The organism is Xanthomonas sp. NCPPB 1067 (assembly GCF_020783795.1).
GTDB lineage: Bacteria > Pseudomonadota > Gammaproteobacteria > Xanthomonadales > Xanthomonadaceae > Xanthomonas > Xanthomonas melonis.
In genome coordinates this window covers 194,211-209,265 of sequence record NZ_JAJGQG010000001.1, presented here as the reverse complement: position 1 = coordinate 209,265, position 15,055 = coordinate 194,211, and the positions used below count along the sequence as shown (strand labels likewise).

Here is a 15,055-nt window from a genome sequence, read left to right as displayed (position 1 = left end):
GTCTAGACACAGATCGAGTTCGTCTGGAGGGGTTGGCTACTGCGTATCTGGCCTGCGCCTCGATTGCTACGCACGCGCCACTCCCCGCATCCGCATGGCGATCTGCTACAGCGAAAACCCCAGCAGCACCGGGTCGTGGTCGGAACTGCGCCAGGGGCCTGGCAGGTTGCGCTTGGCGTAGCCGGCGTCATCCATCGCATCGGCATTGATATGCCATTCGACCGCGCCACGCAGCTGTTTGGCCATCGCCGGGCTGAGCAGGGCGTGGTCCAGCCGCCCGCTCATACCGTCGTAGACGTAGCTGTAGGGCTGCTTCACTCCGGCCACGGCGAAGGCGTCCTGCCAACCGCTGGCGCGCAGGCTGCGCATCGGCGTTTCCATCGCGTGTGCGTTGAAGTCGCCCAGCAACACGGCCAGCTTGGTCTGCGCGCCGGTCGGGTCGGTCTGCAGCCATTGGTGCAGACGCTTGGCCGATTCGGTGCGGGTCGCATTCCAGCACGCCTGGCCGTCGCCCTGATCGGCATCGGCCCCGCTGGCGTTGCCGCAGCCCTTGGACTTGAAGTGATTGGCGACCACCACGAAGGTGGCGCCGCGCGTACTGCGGAATGCCTGCGCCAACGGCACGCGGCTGTGGTGATCGAACGGCCCACCGGTCAGCGTGGCCGGCTTGCCGACCGGGGTGACCTGGCTGCTGCGGTAGATGATGCCGACCCGGATGGCGTCGTCGCCCGGGCCGCTGCCGGTATCGACGAAGCGCCAATCCTTGTCGGTGCCGGCCGCGTTGAGCGCGGCCACCAGTTGCGCCACGGCCGTGTCGCCGTCGTTGCCGTCGTTTTCCAGCTCCATCAGCGCGGCTACATCGGCGCGCAGCGGCACGATGGTGGCGACCAGCTTGGTCAGCTGCGCCTGGAACTGCGCATGCGTGCGGGCGCCACGCTTGGTCGGGAAACCGCCGCCACGGCCATTGCCGTTGAAGAAATTCTCCAGGTTGAACGAGGCGATCCGCAGGTCGCCGCCCACCTGCGGCGCCACCGCGGTCGGCATCGCCGGCAGGCTGAGCGGCCGCAGCACCTGGATGCGGTACTGACCGTCGTAGCGTTGATCGACGATGCCATCCACCGCCTTGAGCAGGCTGCCGTTGCGCAGGACCGTATCGGCCGGGAGGTAGGACACCGTCTTTGGATTGCGTCCATTGCGTGCATCGTCCAGCAATACCCGGCGACGCGCGTTGTCGGCCTGCACCTGGGCGAACGCCGGCGTGCCGGCCGCCGCGACCTCGCTGGGTTGCCACAGGCGCCCGCCGAAACCGGCGATCAGCTCGCCATAGGTCTCCAGGCGGTCGCTGCCGTTGAGCGTGAGCGCGGCAATGCGCACATGCTCGCCTTCCAGCGCCTCCCAATCGGCCGGCGGCCCGCTGAGCATGCGCACCGGCACCGGCTGGTCGCTGGCGAGCCGCTCGATGCCACTGGCGTCCACGGTGGTCAGACTGGCATCGCCGCCGGCCGAGACCTCGCGCACCGTGCCGACGATGCGGACCCGATCGCCCACGGTCACCTCCGCATTGCCGGCGCCGGTGACGAACAGGCCGTGCGAACGCCGCGGCTCGAATCCGGGCTGCTGCACGAACAGGCCAGCCAGACCGACGCGCGTATCGGCGGTGACGATGCCTTCCACCTCCACCAGGCGGCCATCGTAGGGGCTGCGGCTGTCTTCGCCCTGTACATCGGCAATCGACAGCCGTTGGGCGGCGCCATCGGCGGCGCGGCACAACAGCGGAGCCAACAGACCGACCAGACCGAGCACAACCAGCGGGCGAGGCGACATCGAACGACTCCAGAAGGTGGATCAAATGCAAACGCCGCCCGGAGGGCGGCGCGTGGTAACCACAAGCGCGGAAACAGGCTAACAAACCGCGGCGACATGCCGCCAGACACTGTTGGCACGGAAACGCAGGCGCCCAATGAGTCGGATTGGCACCGCGCGGTCCGCGCCGGCAGCATGGCCGGCACGCCCCGTCTCCGTAGCTGCAATGAAGACGACTGCACTCAGCCGCATCAGACCGATTGCGGCGAATCCCGCGCGGCCCGGCCGGCGCGCGAGAACCTTACTTCAGGTTGCCCAGCATCCAGTCGACGGTCGCGCGGACCTGCTCTTCGGTGAGCGCGGGGTTGCCGCCCTTGGGGGGCATGATGCCGCCGTCCGGGCCGGTGTATCCCTCGATCGCGTGCTTGTACAAGGTGTCCTTGCCCTGGGCGATGCGCGCGTCCCAATGCGAGTGGTCCAGCGTCGGCGCCTTGCCCACGCCAGTGGTGTGGCAGGCGGTGCACAGGTTGTCGAAGATGGTCTTGCCGTCGGTGGTTCCGCCATAGGCGGACTGCGATGCAGCCTTGGCCAGCGCAGCCGCCTGGGCGGCGGCCTGTGCCGCTGCGCCGGTCGTGCCGGCATACACCGCACCTGCCGGCGCGATGCGCTGCTGCACGCGTTTGGCGGCCGTCGGCGAGACTTCGTCGGGGATGGCACGTTGCAAATAGGCTGCCAGGGCAATCAGGCCCAGGGTGATCACCACCAGTAAACCGATCACCATCGAGAATTTTTTCAGGAACTCGAGGTCGTAATTCCGCACGCGCTCACCCCTGGCTGTTGGTCGAAGACCTCTGCTAGCGCCGGAGTATAGAGCACAGTTCAGGCCAGTCTGACCAGCGTGCATGACAGTTTTCGCAGCGATGTGCGCCGCGCCCCGGCAAGGCGTACGTTCGCATGGCTAACCGGCACCGCGTGCGACCTGAATTGCCGCAATGCCGCATGGCGCATTGGTCTCGATTGTGGGAATTGCGTATCATTCCCATCAATCCAGGGTGGCGTGGCTTTTGCGTCGCCCGCTGCCAGTCTTAGAGGAGTCGCCCGATGAAAGCCTTCCTGCTGTCCTGCCTGGCCGTGGCCAGCATCAGCCTGTCCGCCCAGGCCCACGAAATCTGGATCGAGCGCGACGGCAGCGGCCCGGTGCGTATCTTCTTCGGCGAGCCGGCGCAGGAAACGCTGGACCACGGCCAGGACGAGATCAAGCGGGTGGTCAAGCCCAAGGTGTTCGGCAGCGCCGGCAAAGCCGGCGCCCTGCAGCGCGGCAGCGAGTTCCTGACCGCCCCGTTGTCCGGCAGCGGCGATGCCTGGTTGAGCGACGACAGCGTGTTCGAGCCCTGGAAAGGCGAAGCCGGCGGCTTCGAGACGGTGAGCTATTACGCACGGGCCGGGCGCGCCACCACCACGGCCAAGCTGGACCTGGAACTGGTGCCCACCACCGCCAACGGCAGCACCCTCACCGTGATGTACCGCAACAAGCCCTTGCCCAAGGCCGAAGTCACCGTGATCGACTCGCAGAAGTGGCAGAAGACGCTGACCTCCGATGCGAAGGGCCAGGTCACGCTGCCGACGTTGCGCGCCGGTCGCCATATCCTGGTGGTCAACACCAAGGAGCCGGTGCAGCGCGAGATCGCCGGCAAGCAGGTCACGCTGGTCCACCACATCAGCACGCTGACCTTCCAGGCCCAGTAACGGCACCCACGCAGTACGCCGCATGACGACCGCCGCCCAACCGCTGACCTGGTTCAGGCGCCCCTGGCTGGGTGTGCTGTCGCGCACGCTGGCCGCCATGCTCGGCGGTTACGCGCTGGCCAGCGCGACCAATCTGCTGCTGTCGCTGGTGCTGCCAATGCCGCGCAGCGAAGCGGTACTGACCAGCATGCTGATCGGCATCGTGGTGTGCGCCTGCGCGCCGCTGTGGGCGTTCGCCACCGCCAGCGTCTGGCGCGCCTGGGCCGGCATCGCGGTGCCGGCAGCGCTGCTGTTCGCGCTGGCCGCGTGGCTGCAGCGGGGTGCGGCATGAAACAGGGATTCCGCCAGTCGATGGCGTGGCTGCACACCTGGACCGGCCTGTTGGTGGGTTGGGTGCTGCTGCTGATCTTCATGGGCGGCACGGCCAGCTACTACCGCGATGAGATCAGCCGCTGGATGCGTCCGGAGCTGCCCACCACCACGGTGAGTACGGCCACCGCAGTGCGCAGCGCCGAACGGTATCTGCGAACGCATGCAGCCGATGCGCTGAGCTGGAACATCACCTTGCCGGATGCGCGTACTCCGGTGGTGACCATGTACTGGCAGAATCCCGCGCCTGCCGACGGCCAACCTGCCGGGCGTCGGCAGATGTACGGCAGCGCCATCATCGATCCGGCCACCGGCAACGAGATCGCCGCACGCGACACGCTGGGTGGTGAATTCTTCTACCGGCTGCATTTCGATCTGCATTACGTGCCGGCGCTGTGGGCGCGCTACATCGTCGGGTTCTGCGCGATGTTCATGCTGGTGGCGATCATCAGCGGCGTGATCACGCACAAGAAGATCTTCAAGGACTTCTTCACCTTCCGTCCGGGCAAGGGCCTGCGGTCGTGGCTGGATTTCCACAATGTCAGTGCGGTGACCGCGCTGCCATACCACGCGATGATCACCTACACCGGCATCGTGACCTTGATGTTCATGTACTTGCCCTGGGGCATCAAGGCGCGGTATGCCGGCGACGAAATGCGCTTCTACGACGAATCGGCCAGTCGCGTGGCCGATACGCGGCAGGCGGCCGGTACACCGGCGCGGATGCTGCCGCTGGAGCAGGTGGCGGAGCGCGCACGCCGCGATCTGCGCGGCGCGCAGATCGGCACGGTGGCGGTCTCGCTTCCCGGCGATGCACATGCGGCGGTGGGCGTGAGCCAGGTGGCCACGGCCCTGTCGACCAATGCGCCGTCCGTCCTGTACGACGCGGTTTCCGGCCAGCGCCTGCAGCGCAGCGCCCTGCCCGGTGGCGCCAGCGAAACGCGCGGTGTGATGGTGGGCCTGCATATCGCTCACTTCGCCGGTCCGTGGCTACGTGCGCTGTTTTTCGGTTCCGGTCTGCTTGGTTGCCTGATGGTGGCCAGCGGCGTGGTGATGTGGGCAGTGAAGGAACGGCCCAAGCACCTGAAGGCCGGCCGGATCGGATTCGGCCTGCGCCTGGTGGATTCACTCAATATCGGCACCGTGGCCGGCCTGCCGATCGCTTTCGCCAGTTTCTTCTGGGCCAACCGTGTGCTGCCGGTGAGCCTGGAAGGGCGTGCAGCGCTGGAAGCCAATCTGTTCTTCGCTGCATGGGCCGCAGCGTTGTTGGCCGCCTTCGTGTGGCCGCGGCGTGCGATGTGGAGCTGGCAGTTGTATCTGGGCGCAGCACTGTTCGCGCTGGTGCCGGTACTCAACGCGATCACCACCGACGTGCATCTGGGCGTGACGCTGCCTGCCGGGCAATGGGCACTGGCCGGTGTCGATCTGGTGTGCCTGTCGCTGGGCGTGTGCCTGGGCATTGCCGGCGTTCGCCTGCAGCGCTGGAAGGCACCGCAGCCGGCCGCGGCACGCCGCGCGCGCACCGCGACCGCTGCCGCACCGCCTGTGCAGCCCACCGCACCGCTGCAGGAAAGCGCGTGAGCGTGCTGCTGTTGCTGGCGCTGAACTTTTCCGGGTTCGCTGCCCTGTGCCTGGCGATGGACAAGCATCAGCAGGAGTTGCGCGGCCGCCTGCTGGGCGCTGCACGCTCGAGACAACTGCGTGTGCTGGGCTGGTTGCTGCTGCTGCTCGCCTTCGGCCTGGCGGTGCATGCGCAAGGTTGGGGCGTCGGTGCGGTGCTGTGGCTGGGCACGCTGACTGCTGCTGCAGCGGTCCTGTCGCTATGGTTGCTGCCGTATCGACGCGGCGCGATCGTACCGGCAGCGGTGGCTGCACCGGTACTGGCGGGCGTGATGCAGGTCCTGGTGGGCTGAGGCCGCGTCGCGGCCAAGCGCTGGCGAGGCGGTCGGTTCAGCGCGCCGATCACTCTCGTGCGGATGCGACGGACGTGCTGCCCTGCCTTCTTCGGGTGGCGATCCTGACGCCATCCCCGGACGTTGCGCAAGGTTTCGCCGCGCTCAGGAGCTTCGACACGGGCGCGCGCCAGAGTGCGCACCAGCCAGGGCCGTGCAGCTGCCTGCATGCGGTTGCCCTCGCACGTCGACGTGTTGGAGTCACGCCACTGTCAGTGGGTCGCCCCAGCTGCGGCCATCGCGCGGCAGGCGGCCATCGTCGAGCACCTGCAGCACGCGCTCGGGTTGCAGCATGTCCAGAAACAGCACCACGTTGACGCCTTCGGGCCGCGCCATGCTGGGAAAGATCACGCCGGGAACATCCGCTTCGCGCAGCAGATCGCCGAGTACCCAGCTCACCGGTTCGACCTTGTTGACCAGGGCCTTGCGCCAATCGTCTGTCCAGTCGGCCCATAGCGCATCCCAACTGGCGTCGAGCAGGCGCAGATCGGCCAGTGCCGGAAGCTCGGCGGCGTAGCTGACCAGCGTGAACGGCGGCAGGAACGGCGCCGCCTGAGCGTACTCGGCAGCGGCGGTGTCCAGTTGCAGCGACAGATACAGTGCCGGCTGGCCGAAGCGGTTGAAGCGCCCGCCCGAGCGTGCGGCACCCGCGCCGCTCAATGGCTCGGCCGCCCAGCGCGGGGTGAAGGCGCGATACAGCGTGCAGTGCGCCGGGGCGCTCAGCTTCAACCAGCCGCTCCGGCAGCCACGGTGCGCAGGTAGGTCAGCGCATCGTCGGTGCGGCCCTGCTTGACCACTTCCAGCAGGGTGGCGAATTCGAACGCCGGGATCGGGCTGTTCTTGAGATGGAACACCAGCTGGCGCTCGTCCGGCTGGATCTGTGCCATCGCCACCAGCAGCCGCGACAGATTGCGTAGCAGGTCCTGCACGCGCGGGCTTTCCGGATGCAGGCGCAGGCTGTTGCGATGCACGCCGGCCAGCTCGGCCAGTTCCTGCTGCGACAACTCCAGCAGGCCAGCCATCGCCGACGGGGACAGGATGGTGCGATCGGGCGCGCGCAGCCGCTCGGTCAAGGTCAGAGGATTGAGGACGGCGACCATGGCATGGACTCGGGCGGAAACTGTGCACAGTATACGCACAGTAAAGCACACCGATCCAGCACAGCCGCGCCACCGGTCAGCGCGATGTCAATCCGGCGCGGAGGCGCCCACCGCGCGCAGGCAGAAGCCGCAGATGGCTTCCACCAGTTGTTCGCCTTGCTGCGGATCGCCTCGGCTGGGAGCGATCGGCCCGACCAGCGCTTCGGTGAACGCACCGACGATGCAGGCGGCTGCAGCATCCAGCGACTGCGGTGGGAACTCGCCTGCCGCGACGCCCTCGGCCAGCAGTTGCCGAAACACCTCGCCGAACAGCCGCCGGCCGCGGATGCGCTCGGCATCCACCTCGCCTTCCACCGGCTCGGCAATGAAGGCATAGGCCAGCGCCGGCCCGGCCAATGCACGCCGCACGAAGGTGGCGATGGCGGTGCGCAGGCGCTCGGCTGCACTGGTCGGGGCAGTGGCGATCGTGCGCAGGATCGCCATCTCACGTTGGACGGCAGCGTTGAGAACTTCGACGAAAAGCTCCGCTTTGGACGGGAAGTGCCGGTAAATCTGTCCAGTCGACACGCCAGCAGCAGCGGCGACGGCGGTGACCGGCGCATTGCGGTAGCCGCCTTCGGCGATCAGCGACCGCGCTGCCTGGAGGATGCGTTCGCGATTGCCGGCCAGGCGTTCTTCCATCAGGGCGGAGCGTCGGTAAGCCATGGTTTGATTCTGAGTTCAATAGTTGAATTTTAGTTCACTTTTTCGTCGTGGACCGCTAGGCTGCCCACATCCGCCGCGCGGCCCGCCCGCTCCCACCCGGCACGTCCCGATCCCTGTGGAGTCGCTCCATGCATGTGCCGTCCCTGAACTTCGAGCTTGGCGAAGAGATCGATCTGCTGCGCGAAAGCGTGGCCGCCTTCGCCAGCCACCATATCGCCCCGCTCGCCGCCGCGGCCGATCACGACAATGTCTTTCCCGCGCAATTGTGGCGCCTGTTCGGCGAGCAGGGCCTGCTGGGGCTGACCGTGGAAGAAGATTACGGCGGCAGTGGCATGGGCTATCTGGCACATGTGGTGGCCATGGAAGAAATCTCGCGGGCCGGCGGCGCGATCGGGCTGTCGTATGGCGCCCATTCCAATCTGTGCCTCAACCAGCTGCGCAAGAACGCCAGCCACGAACAGAAACAACGCTACCTGCCCAAGCTGTGCACCGGCGAGCATGTGGGCGCGCTGGCGATGAGCGAAGCCGGCTCGGGTTCGGATGTGGTGTCGATGAAACTGCGCGCCGATGCACGCGGCGACCGCTTCGTGCTCAACGGCAACAAGATGTGGATCACCAACGGCCCCGACGCCGACGTGCTGGTGGTGTATGCCAAGACCGACCCGGATGCCGGTGCGCGCGGCATCACCGCCTTCATCGTCGAAAAGGGCATGCCGGGTTTTTCCACCGCACAGAAGCTGGACAAGCTGGGCATGCGCGGCTCCAACACCTGCGAGCTGGTGTTCACCGACTGCGAAGTACCCGCCGAGAACGTGCTTGGCACGCTCAACGGTGGCGTGCGCGTGCTGATGTCCGGGCTGGATTTCGAACGCGTGGTGCTGGCCGGAGGCCCGCTCGGGCTGATGGCCGCGGCGATGGACGTGGTGCTGCCTTACGTGCACGAGCGCAAGCAGTTCGGCGAGCCGATCGGCACGTTCCAGTTGATGCAGGCCAAGCTGGCCGACATGTACGTGGGCCTCAATGCCTGCCGCGCCTATGTGTATGCGGTGGCGCGCGCCTGCGATGCCGGGCGCACCACGCGCCAGGACGCGGCCGGCGCGATCCTGTATGCCGCCGAAAAGGCCACCTGGCTCACCGGCCAGGCGATCCAGGTGCTCGGTGGCAACGGCTATATCAACGAATACCCCACCGGGCGCTTGTGGCGCGATGCCAAGCTGTACGAAATTGGCGCGGGCACCTCGGAGATCCGCCGCATGCTGATCGGCCGCGAGCTGTTCGAACGCACTGCCTGACGGAGCCACCATGAGCGTGATCACCAGCCAGCTGCAGGTCAGCAGCGACAGCTTCCAGGCCAATGCCACCGCGATGCGTGCGGTGGTCGACGATCTGCGCCATACGCTGGCGCGGACCGCGCTCGGCGGCAGCGAGGCCGCGCGCACCAAGCACAGCGCACGTGGCAAATTGCTGGTGCGCGAGCGCATCGATGCCTTGCTGGATCCGGGCAGCGCCCTGCTGGAGATCGCGCCGCTGGCCGCGCATGGCATGTACGACGACCAGGTGCCCTGCGCCGGCGTGGTGGCGGGCATCGGCCGCGTGTCGGGCGTGGAATGCGTGATCGTGGCCAACGATGCCACCGTCAAGGGCGGCACGTATTACCCGATGACGGTAAAGAAGCATTTGCGTGCGCAGGAGATCGCGCAGCAGAACCGGCTGCCATGCATCTATCTGGTCGACTCCGGCGGCGCGTTCCTGCCGTTGCAGGACGAGGTGTTTCCCGACCGCGATCACTTCGGGCGCATCTTCTACAACCAGGCCAATCTCTCCGCACAAGGCATCCCGCAGATCGCCTGCGTGATGGGCTCGTGCACCGCTGGCGGCGCGTATGTTCCGGCGATGAGCGACGAAACGGTGATCGTGCGCGAGCAGGGTACGATCTTTCTAGGTGGCCCGCCGCTGGTCAAAGCGGCCACCGGCGAGGAAGTCAGCGCCGAAGAGCTGGGCGGCGCCGATGTGCACACGCGCATTTCCGGAGTAGCCGATCACTTCGCCGACAACGATCTGCAGGCGCTGGCGCGCGTGCGCGCGATCATCGCGCAGCTCAACTGGCGCAAGCCGCCTGCATCGCTGGCGCTGCGAGTGCCGTTACCGCCGCGACATGCGGCCGACGAATTGTATGGCGTCATACCCGCCGATACGCGCAAACCCTTCGATGTGCGCGAGGTGATCGCCCGCATTGTCGACGACTCGCGTCTTGACGAATTCAAGCCGCGCTACGGCAACACGCTGGTCACCGGCTTCGCGCACCTGCATGGCTACCCGGTCGGCATCATCGCCAACAACGGCATCCTGTTCTCCGAGTCCGCGCTCAAGGGCGCGCACTTCATCGAACTGTGCGCCCAGCGTGGCATTCCGCTGGTGTTCCTGCAGAACATCACCGGCTTCATGGTGGGCCGCAAATACGAACATGGCGGCATCGCCAAGGACGGTGCCAAGCTGGTGATGGCGGTGGCCTGCGCCAAGGTGCCCAAGTTCACCGTGGTGATCGGCGGCTCGTTCGGCGCGGGCAACTACGGCATGTGCGGCCGCGCGTATTCGCCCAATTTCCTGTGGATGTGGCCGAACGCGCGTATCGGCGTGATGGGCGGCGAACAGGCCGCCAGCGTGCTGGCCACCGTGCGCCGCGACGGCATCGAGGCCAAGGGTGGCGCATGGTCGGGCGAGGAGGAGGACGCCTTCAAGGCGCCGATCCGCGCGCAGTTCGAACAGCAAGGCCATCCCTACTACGCCAGCGCACGGCTGTGGGACGACGGCATCATCGACCCGGCCGATACCCGCCGGGTGTTGGGGCTGGGACTCTCGGCGGCACTGAACGCGCCGATCGAGGCGACCCGCTTTGGCGTGTTCCGGATGTGAGCGGGTCCGTGCGCAGGCGGACCCGTCCCGAGCGGGCATCTGCCGTGCCGCCAGGACTTCCCGCGCTGCTTGCAACAATGGCTTGCATGCCAGATCACAGCCGCCGCATTTCGATCGCACCACCTGATCGCACGAGCACCGGCCACGCCGGCGATGTGCAGAGACCGATCCGATGACCCAGCAAGCTTCCGTCACCACCACGCGCCAGCCCCCCTTCGACAAGATCCTGATCGCCAACCGCGGCGAGATCGCCTGCCGGGTCATCGCCACCTGCCGCAAGCTGGGCATCGCGACGGTGGCGGTGTATTCGGACGCCGACCGCAATGCGCGGCATGTGCGGCTGGCCGACGAGGCAGTGCACATCGGCGCCTCGCCTGCGCAGCAGAGCTATCTGCGCAGCGAGGCCATCCTCGCCGCGGCGCAGACCACCGGTGCGCAGGCCATCCATCCCGGCTACGGCTTCCTGTCGGAAAACGCAGGCTTTGCCGAAGCCTGCGCGCACGCAGGGGTGGTGTTCATCGGGCCGCCACCGACAGCGATCCGTGCGATGGGCGACAAGAGCGCTGCCAAGGCGCTGATGCAGCGCGCTGGCGTGCCGTTGACGCCGGGGTATCACGGCGATGACCAGACACCTGCCTTCCTGCGCGCGCAGGCCGATGCGATCGGCTACCCGGTGTTGATCAAGGCCAGCGCCGGCGGCGGCGGCAAGGGCATGCGCCGGGTCGACGCCAGCGCCGAGTTCGAGCAGGCGCTGGCCGGCTGCCAACGCGAGGCGCAATCGGCATTCGGCAATGCGCATGTGCTGGTGGAAAAGTATGTTGAACGCCCGCGGCATATCGAGATCCAGGTCTTCGGCGACACGCATGGCGACGTGGTGTATCTGTTCGAACGCGACTGTTCGGTGCAGCGCCGGCATCAGAAAGTCCTGGAAGAAGCGCCAGCGCCCGGCATGACCGAAGCCCGCCGCGCTGCGATGGGCCAGGCGGCGGTGGATGCGGCACGCGCGGTCGGCTATGTGGGCGCCGGCACGGTGGAGTTCATCGCCGGCCCGGACGGCGATTTCTACTTCATGGAAATGAACACCCGCCTGCAGGTGGAGCACCCGGTGACCGAATTGATCACCGGCACCGACCTGGTGGAGTGGCAACTGCGTGTGGCCGCCGGCGAGCCGCTGCCATGCCGCCAGGACGCATTGCAGATCAACGGGCACGCGCTGGAAGCGCGGCTGTATGCCGAAGATCCCGACCGCGGCTTCCTGCCCTCCACCGGTAGCTTGCGTCAGCTGCAGCTGCCGGCCACCAGCGCGCATGTGCGCCTGGATGCCGGCGTGGAACAGGGCGACACCATCAGCCCGTATTACGACCCGATGATCGCCAAGCTGATCGTCTGGGATGTCGATCGCCCGGCGGCGCTGGCACGCATGCGCGCGGCGCTGGCGCAGGTGCATGCGGTGGGCGTCACCACCAACAGCGCGTTTCTTGCGCGGCTGATCGGCACCGCGTCATTCGCGTCCGCCGATCTGGATACCGGCCTGATCGAACGCGAGCAGGCGGCTCTGTTCCCGGCGCCGCAGGCACCGGATCAGGCATGGTGGAGTCTTGCCGCCGTGTTGATCGCCGCCGCGCTGCCCAGGCCCGCGGCCGATCCGGCCGACCCGTTCTCGCCCTGGCAGGCGGACGATGGCTGGCGGATCGGTATGCATGCCACGCACCGCGTGCAGCTGGAAGCCGCAGGCGAACGCCGCGAGCTGGGCGTCCACCGGCATGGCGACGATTGGCAGGTGACGCAGGCAGGCCGTACCCACACGCTGCGCTACCGGGCGCAGGATGGCGAGTTACGCGTGGAGCTGGATGGCCGGCAATGGCGCATCCAGGCGCTGCACGATGGCACCGCGCTGATCCTGATCGGTGCCACGCAGCGGGTAGTGTTCCATCACCACGATGCGCTGATCGAGGCCGATCAGCCCGCGCACGATGCCGGCGGGCTGACCGCCCCCATGCCTGGCCGCATCGTCTCGCTGGCCGCGGCGATCGGCGAGCCGGTCACCCGTGGGCAGCCGCTGGTGGTGCTGGAGGCGATGAAGATGGAGCACACCCTGCATGCCCCCAGCGACGGCACGGTGCAGCGCTATCTGGTTGCCGAAGGCGACCTGGTGGCCGATGGCGCCGCGCTGGTGGAATTCGTGTCGGTATCTGCGTAGCGCGGCAGCCGGGATGACCAACGGCACGTCGGCAAACCTGACGCGTGCATCTAGCGTGATGAGGCGGCTGGCCTGGCCGTCTTTCCACCGGAGGCTTCATGCAACGCCTGCTCCTCGTTTCCAGCATGCTGCTCGCGTTGTCTGCCTGCAGCGACAAGCCCGCACCTGCGGACGCCAAGAATTCAGCCCCTGCATCGGCAGCGGCGGCACCGGCAGCGCAGCCGGAGCTGATCACCCGCGATGCGCTGTTCGGCAACCCCGAGCGTGCCAACGTCAGCATCAGCCCGGACGGCAAATACCTCAGCTGGGTGGCACCGCTGGACGGCGTGCTCAATATCTGGGTCGCGCCGGCGGAGGCACCGGACCAGGCGCGCGCCATCACCAAGGACACCGCGCGCGGCATCCGCTCCTATTTCTGGACCTACCGGGCCAATACGCTGCTGTACCTGCGCGACACCGGCGGCGATGAGGACTTTCATCTGTACTCGGTGGATCTCACCGATGGCAGCAGCACCGATCTCACCCCGTTCAAGAAAACCAGCGCGGAGTTGTACAGGATCAGCGCGCAGCATCCCGACGCGATCATGGTCGGCATGAACGACCGCGACCCGAAATGGCATGACCTGTACCGGGTGGACCTGGCCTCGGGCAAGCGCACCCTGGCGCGGCAGAATGCCGATCAACTGGAGTCCTATCTGCTCGATGGCGACTTCCAGCTACGCTACGCCACCCGCGCCACCGACGATGCCGGCCGGGAACTGCTGGTGCCCGATGGCAAGCACTGGAAGAGCGTGGACCGCATTCCGTTCGAGGATGTCACCAGCACCTCGCCCAATGGGCTGACCGATGACGGCAAGACGCTCTACATGCAGGACTCGCGCAATCGCGATACTGCCGCACTGTTTGCCATCGACACCACCAGCAATGCGCGCACGCTGCTGTTCGAAGACCCGCACGCCGATGTCGGTACCACCTTGAACGATCCGAAGACCGGTGCGGTACAGGCGGTCTCCAGCGAGTACCTGCGTGAGCAATGGAAGCCGCTGGACACCGGCATTGCGGCCGATCTCCAGAAGCTCAAGTCGCTGGGCGACGGTGATACCGAGGTGGCCGCCCGCACCCTGGACGACCGCATCTGGATCGTCAGTTATTCGGCGGCGGAGACCCCGCTGACTTACTATCGCTATGATCGCGGCGCCGGCGGCAAGCTCACCAAGCTGTTCTCCGCTCGCCCGGCGCTCGATGGCAAGCCGCTGGTGCCGATGTGGCCGCAGGAACTCTCCGCGCGCGACGGCCTCAAGCTGGTCAGCTACCTCACCCTGCCCGCCGAGGCGGATGCCAATCACGACGGCAAGGCCGACAAGCCGGTGCCGCTGGTGCTGTTCGTGCATGGCGGCCCATGGGCGCGCGACAGCTATGGCTACGGTCCTTATCAGCAATGGCTGGCCAACCGCGGTTATGCCGTGCTGTCGGTCAACTTCCGCGGCTCCACCGGCTTTGGCAAGGCCTTTACCAATGCCGGCAACGGCGAGTGGGCGGGCAAGATGCACGACGACCTGGTGGACGCAGTGCAATGGGCGGTCAAACAAGGGGTGACCACTCCCGACAACGTGGCGATCATGGGCGGCAGCTACGGCGGATATGCCACGCTGGTCGGCATGACCTTTACGCCGGACAGCTTCAAGTGCGGTGTGGACATCGTCGGCCCGGCCAACCTCAACACCTTGCTCGGCACCGTACCGCCGTACTGGGCCAGCTTTTACAAACAGCTGACCCGGCGCATGGGCGACCCCGCCACCGAAGCCGGCAAGCAGTGGCTCACCGAGCGCTCCCCGCTTTCGCATGTCGACAAGATCAGCAAACCGCTGCTGATCGGCCAGGGCGCCAATGACCCACGCGTCAAGCAGGCCGAAAGCGACCAGATCGTCAACGCGATGAAGACCAAGAACATCCCGGCCACCTACGTGCTGTTCCCCGACGAAGGCCATGGCTTCCGCCGTCCGGAGAACAGCAAGGCCTTCAACGCCGTGACCGAAGCCTTCCTCGGCCAATGCCTGGGTGGCCGCGTGCAGCCGATCGGCACGGATTTCGAAGGCTCCAGCATCAGCGTCCCGGAAGGCGCCGACAAGGTGACCAGCCTGAGCGAGGCGCTGAAGACGCATACGCAGGCGATTCGGCGGTAGCCGTATCGGGGCACCGCACAAGCATCGGCGTCATTATGGCCGGCGACGTCCTGTCGCCGGCTCATCGATGTCATTCATTGAATC

The 15,055-nt window shown here is 66.9% G+C and carries 13 protein-coding genes; 8 read left to right on the top strand and 5 right to left on the bottom strand.

Annotated elements, in window-relative coordinates:
- Nucleotides 1-105 precede the first annotated feature (105 nt).
- Nucleotides 106-1,824 carry an ExeM/NucH family extracellular endonuclease gene (locus LL962_RS00870; RefSeq protein ID WP_104588924.1) on the bottom strand — a complete coding sequence of 573 codons (1,719 nt, stop codon included), beginning with the start codon at nucleotides 1,822-1,824 and terminating at the stop codon, nucleotides 106-108.
- 280 nt (nucleotides 1,825-2,104) lie between these two features.
- Nucleotides 2,105-2,623 (bottom strand): c-type cytochrome, encoded by a 519-nt coding sequence (locus LL962_RS00865; protein WP_104588925.1) that lies wholly within the window; start codon nucleotides 2,621-2,623, stop codon nucleotides 2,105-2,107.
- Nucleotides 2,624-2,904: 281 nt separating this feature from the next.
- On the opposite strand from LL962_RS00865, the gene LL962_RS00860 reads away from it, so the two are divergent.
- The 4 genes from LL962_RS00860 to LL962_RS00845 are packed head-to-tail and all read left to right on the top strand — an operon-like array spanning nucleotide 2,905 to nucleotide 5,831.
- Nucleotides 2,905-3,549: a DUF4198 domain-containing protein gene (locus LL962_RS00860; RefSeq protein ID WP_228315541.1), complete on the top strand. Its 645-nt coding sequence runs from the start codon at nucleotides 2,905-2,907 to the stop codon at nucleotides 3,547-3,549.
- 22 nt (nucleotides 3,550-3,571) lie between these two features.
- Entirely contained in the window at nucleotides 3,572-3,880 is a 309-nt protein-coding gene (locus tag LL962_RS00855) for a DUF3649 domain-containing protein (protein WP_228315540.1), read from the top strand.
- Nucleotides 3,877-5,499 (top strand): PepSY-associated TM helix domain-containing protein, encoded by a 1,623-nt coding sequence (locus LL962_RS00850; protein WP_228315539.1) that lies wholly within the window; start codon nucleotides 3,877-3,879, stop codon nucleotides 5,497-5,499. Before LL962_RS00855 ends, LL962_RS00850 begins: the two co-directional genes overlap by 4 nt.
- On the top strand, nucleotides 5,496-5,831 hold the full coding sequence (locus tag LL962_RS00845; protein WP_228315538.1) for a DUF3325 domain-containing protein: 336 nt from the start codon (nucleotides 5,496-5,498) through the stop codon (nucleotides 5,829-5,831). Before LL962_RS00850 ends, LL962_RS00845 begins: the two co-directional genes overlap by 4 nt.
- A 240-nt stretch (nucleotides 5,832-6,071) precedes the next feature.
- Here the strand turns inward: LL962_RS00845 and LL962_RS00840 are convergent, their stop codons facing one another.
- The 3 genes from LL962_RS00840 to LL962_RS00830 form a co-directional block, all read right to left on the bottom strand.
- Nucleotides 6,072-6,599 carry an RES family NAD+ phosphorylase gene (locus LL962_RS00840; RefSeq protein ID WP_228315537.1) on the bottom strand — a complete coding sequence of 176 codons (528 nt, stop codon included), beginning with the start codon at nucleotides 6,597-6,599 and terminating at the stop codon, nucleotides 6,072-6,074.
- Nucleotides 6,596-6,970, bottom strand: a complete 375-nt coding sequence (locus LL962_RS00835; RefSeq protein WP_104588931.1) for a DNA-binding protein — start codon at nucleotides 6,968-6,970, stop codon at nucleotides 6,596-6,598. Before LL962_RS00835 ends, LL962_RS00840 begins: the two co-directional genes overlap by 4 nt.
- 87 nt (nucleotides 6,971-7,057) lie before the next feature.
- Nucleotides 7,058-7,675 carry a TetR/AcrR family transcriptional regulator gene (locus LL962_RS00830; protein ID WP_228315536.1) on the bottom strand — a complete coding sequence of 206 codons (618 nt, stop codon included), beginning with the start codon at nucleotides 7,673-7,675 and terminating at the stop codon, nucleotides 7,058-7,060.
- Between the two features lie 128 nt (nucleotides 7,676-7,803).
- On the opposite strand from LL962_RS00830, the gene LL962_RS00825 reads away from it, so the two are divergent.
- The 4 genes from LL962_RS00825 (at nucleotide 7,804) to LL962_RS00810 (ending at nucleotide 14,971) form a co-directional block, all read left to right on the top strand.
- Nucleotides 7,804-8,967, top strand: coding sequence for an isovaleryl-CoA dehydrogenase (locus LL962_RS00825; protein WP_228315535.1), 1,164 nt, complete (start codon nucleotides 7,804-7,806; stop codon nucleotides 8,965-8,967).
- A 10-nt stretch (nucleotides 8,968-8,977) separates the two neighbouring features.
- A complete protein-coding gene (locus tag LL962_RS00820; protein WP_228315534.1) occupies nucleotides 8,978-10,588 on the top strand; it encodes a carboxyl transferase domain-containing protein in 1,611 nt (536 codons plus the stop codon).
- A gap of 172 nt (nucleotides 10,589-10,760) precedes the next feature.
- Nucleotides 10,761-12,788: an acetyl/propionyl/methylcrotonyl-CoA carboxylase subunit alpha gene (locus LL962_RS00815; protein WP_228315533.1), complete on the top strand. Its 2,028-nt coding sequence runs from the start codon at nucleotides 10,761-10,763 to the stop codon at nucleotides 12,786-12,788.
- 98 nt (nucleotides 12,789-12,886) lie between these two features.
- Nucleotides 12,887-14,971: a S9 family peptidase gene (locus LL962_RS00810; RefSeq protein WP_228315532.1), complete on the top strand. Its 2,085-nt coding sequence runs from the start codon at nucleotides 12,887-12,889 to the stop codon at nucleotides 14,969-14,971.
- Nucleotides 14,972-15,055 lie beyond the last annotated feature (84 nt).

Coding starts and splice junctions, on each gene's coding strand:
- LL962_RS00870 (WP_104588924.1), bottom strand. CDS start 1,824: ATGTCGCCTCGCCCGCTGGTTGTGCTCGGTCTGGTCGGTCTGTTGGCT.
- LL962_RS00860 (WP_228315541.1), top strand. CDS start 2,905: ATGAAAGCCTTCCTGCTGTCCTGCCTGGCCGTGGCCAGCATCAGCCTG.
- LL962_RS00855 (WP_228315540.1), top strand. CDS start 3,572: ATGACGACCGCCGCCCAACCGCTGACCTGGTTCAGGCGCCCCTGGCTG.
- LL962_RS00850 (WP_228315539.1), top strand. CDS start 3,877: ATGAAACAGGGATTCCGCCAGTCGATGGCGTGGCTGCACACCTGGACC.
- LL962_RS00835 (WP_104588931.1), bottom strand. CDS start 6,970: ATGGTCGCCGTCCTCAATCCTCTGACCTTGACCGAGCGGCTGCGCGCG.
- LL962_RS00830 (WP_228315536.1), bottom strand. CDS start 7,675: ATGGCTTACCGACGCTCCGCCCTGATGGAAGAACGCCTGGCCGGCAAT.
- LL962_RS00825 (WP_228315535.1), top strand. CDS start 7,804: ATGCATGTGCCGTCCCTGAACTTCGAGCTTGGCGAAGAGATCGATCTG.
- LL962_RS00820 (WP_228315534.1), top strand. CDS start 8,978: ATGAGCGTGATCACCAGCCAGCTGCAGGTCAGCAGCGACAGCTTCCAG.
- LL962_RS00815 (WP_228315533.1), top strand. CDS start 10,761: ATGACCCAGCAAGCTTCCGTCACCACCACGCGCCAGCCCCCCTTCGAC.
- LL962_RS00810 (WP_228315532.1), top strand. CDS start 12,887: ATGCAACGCCTGCTCCTCGTTTCCAGCATGCTGCTCGCGTTGTCTGCC.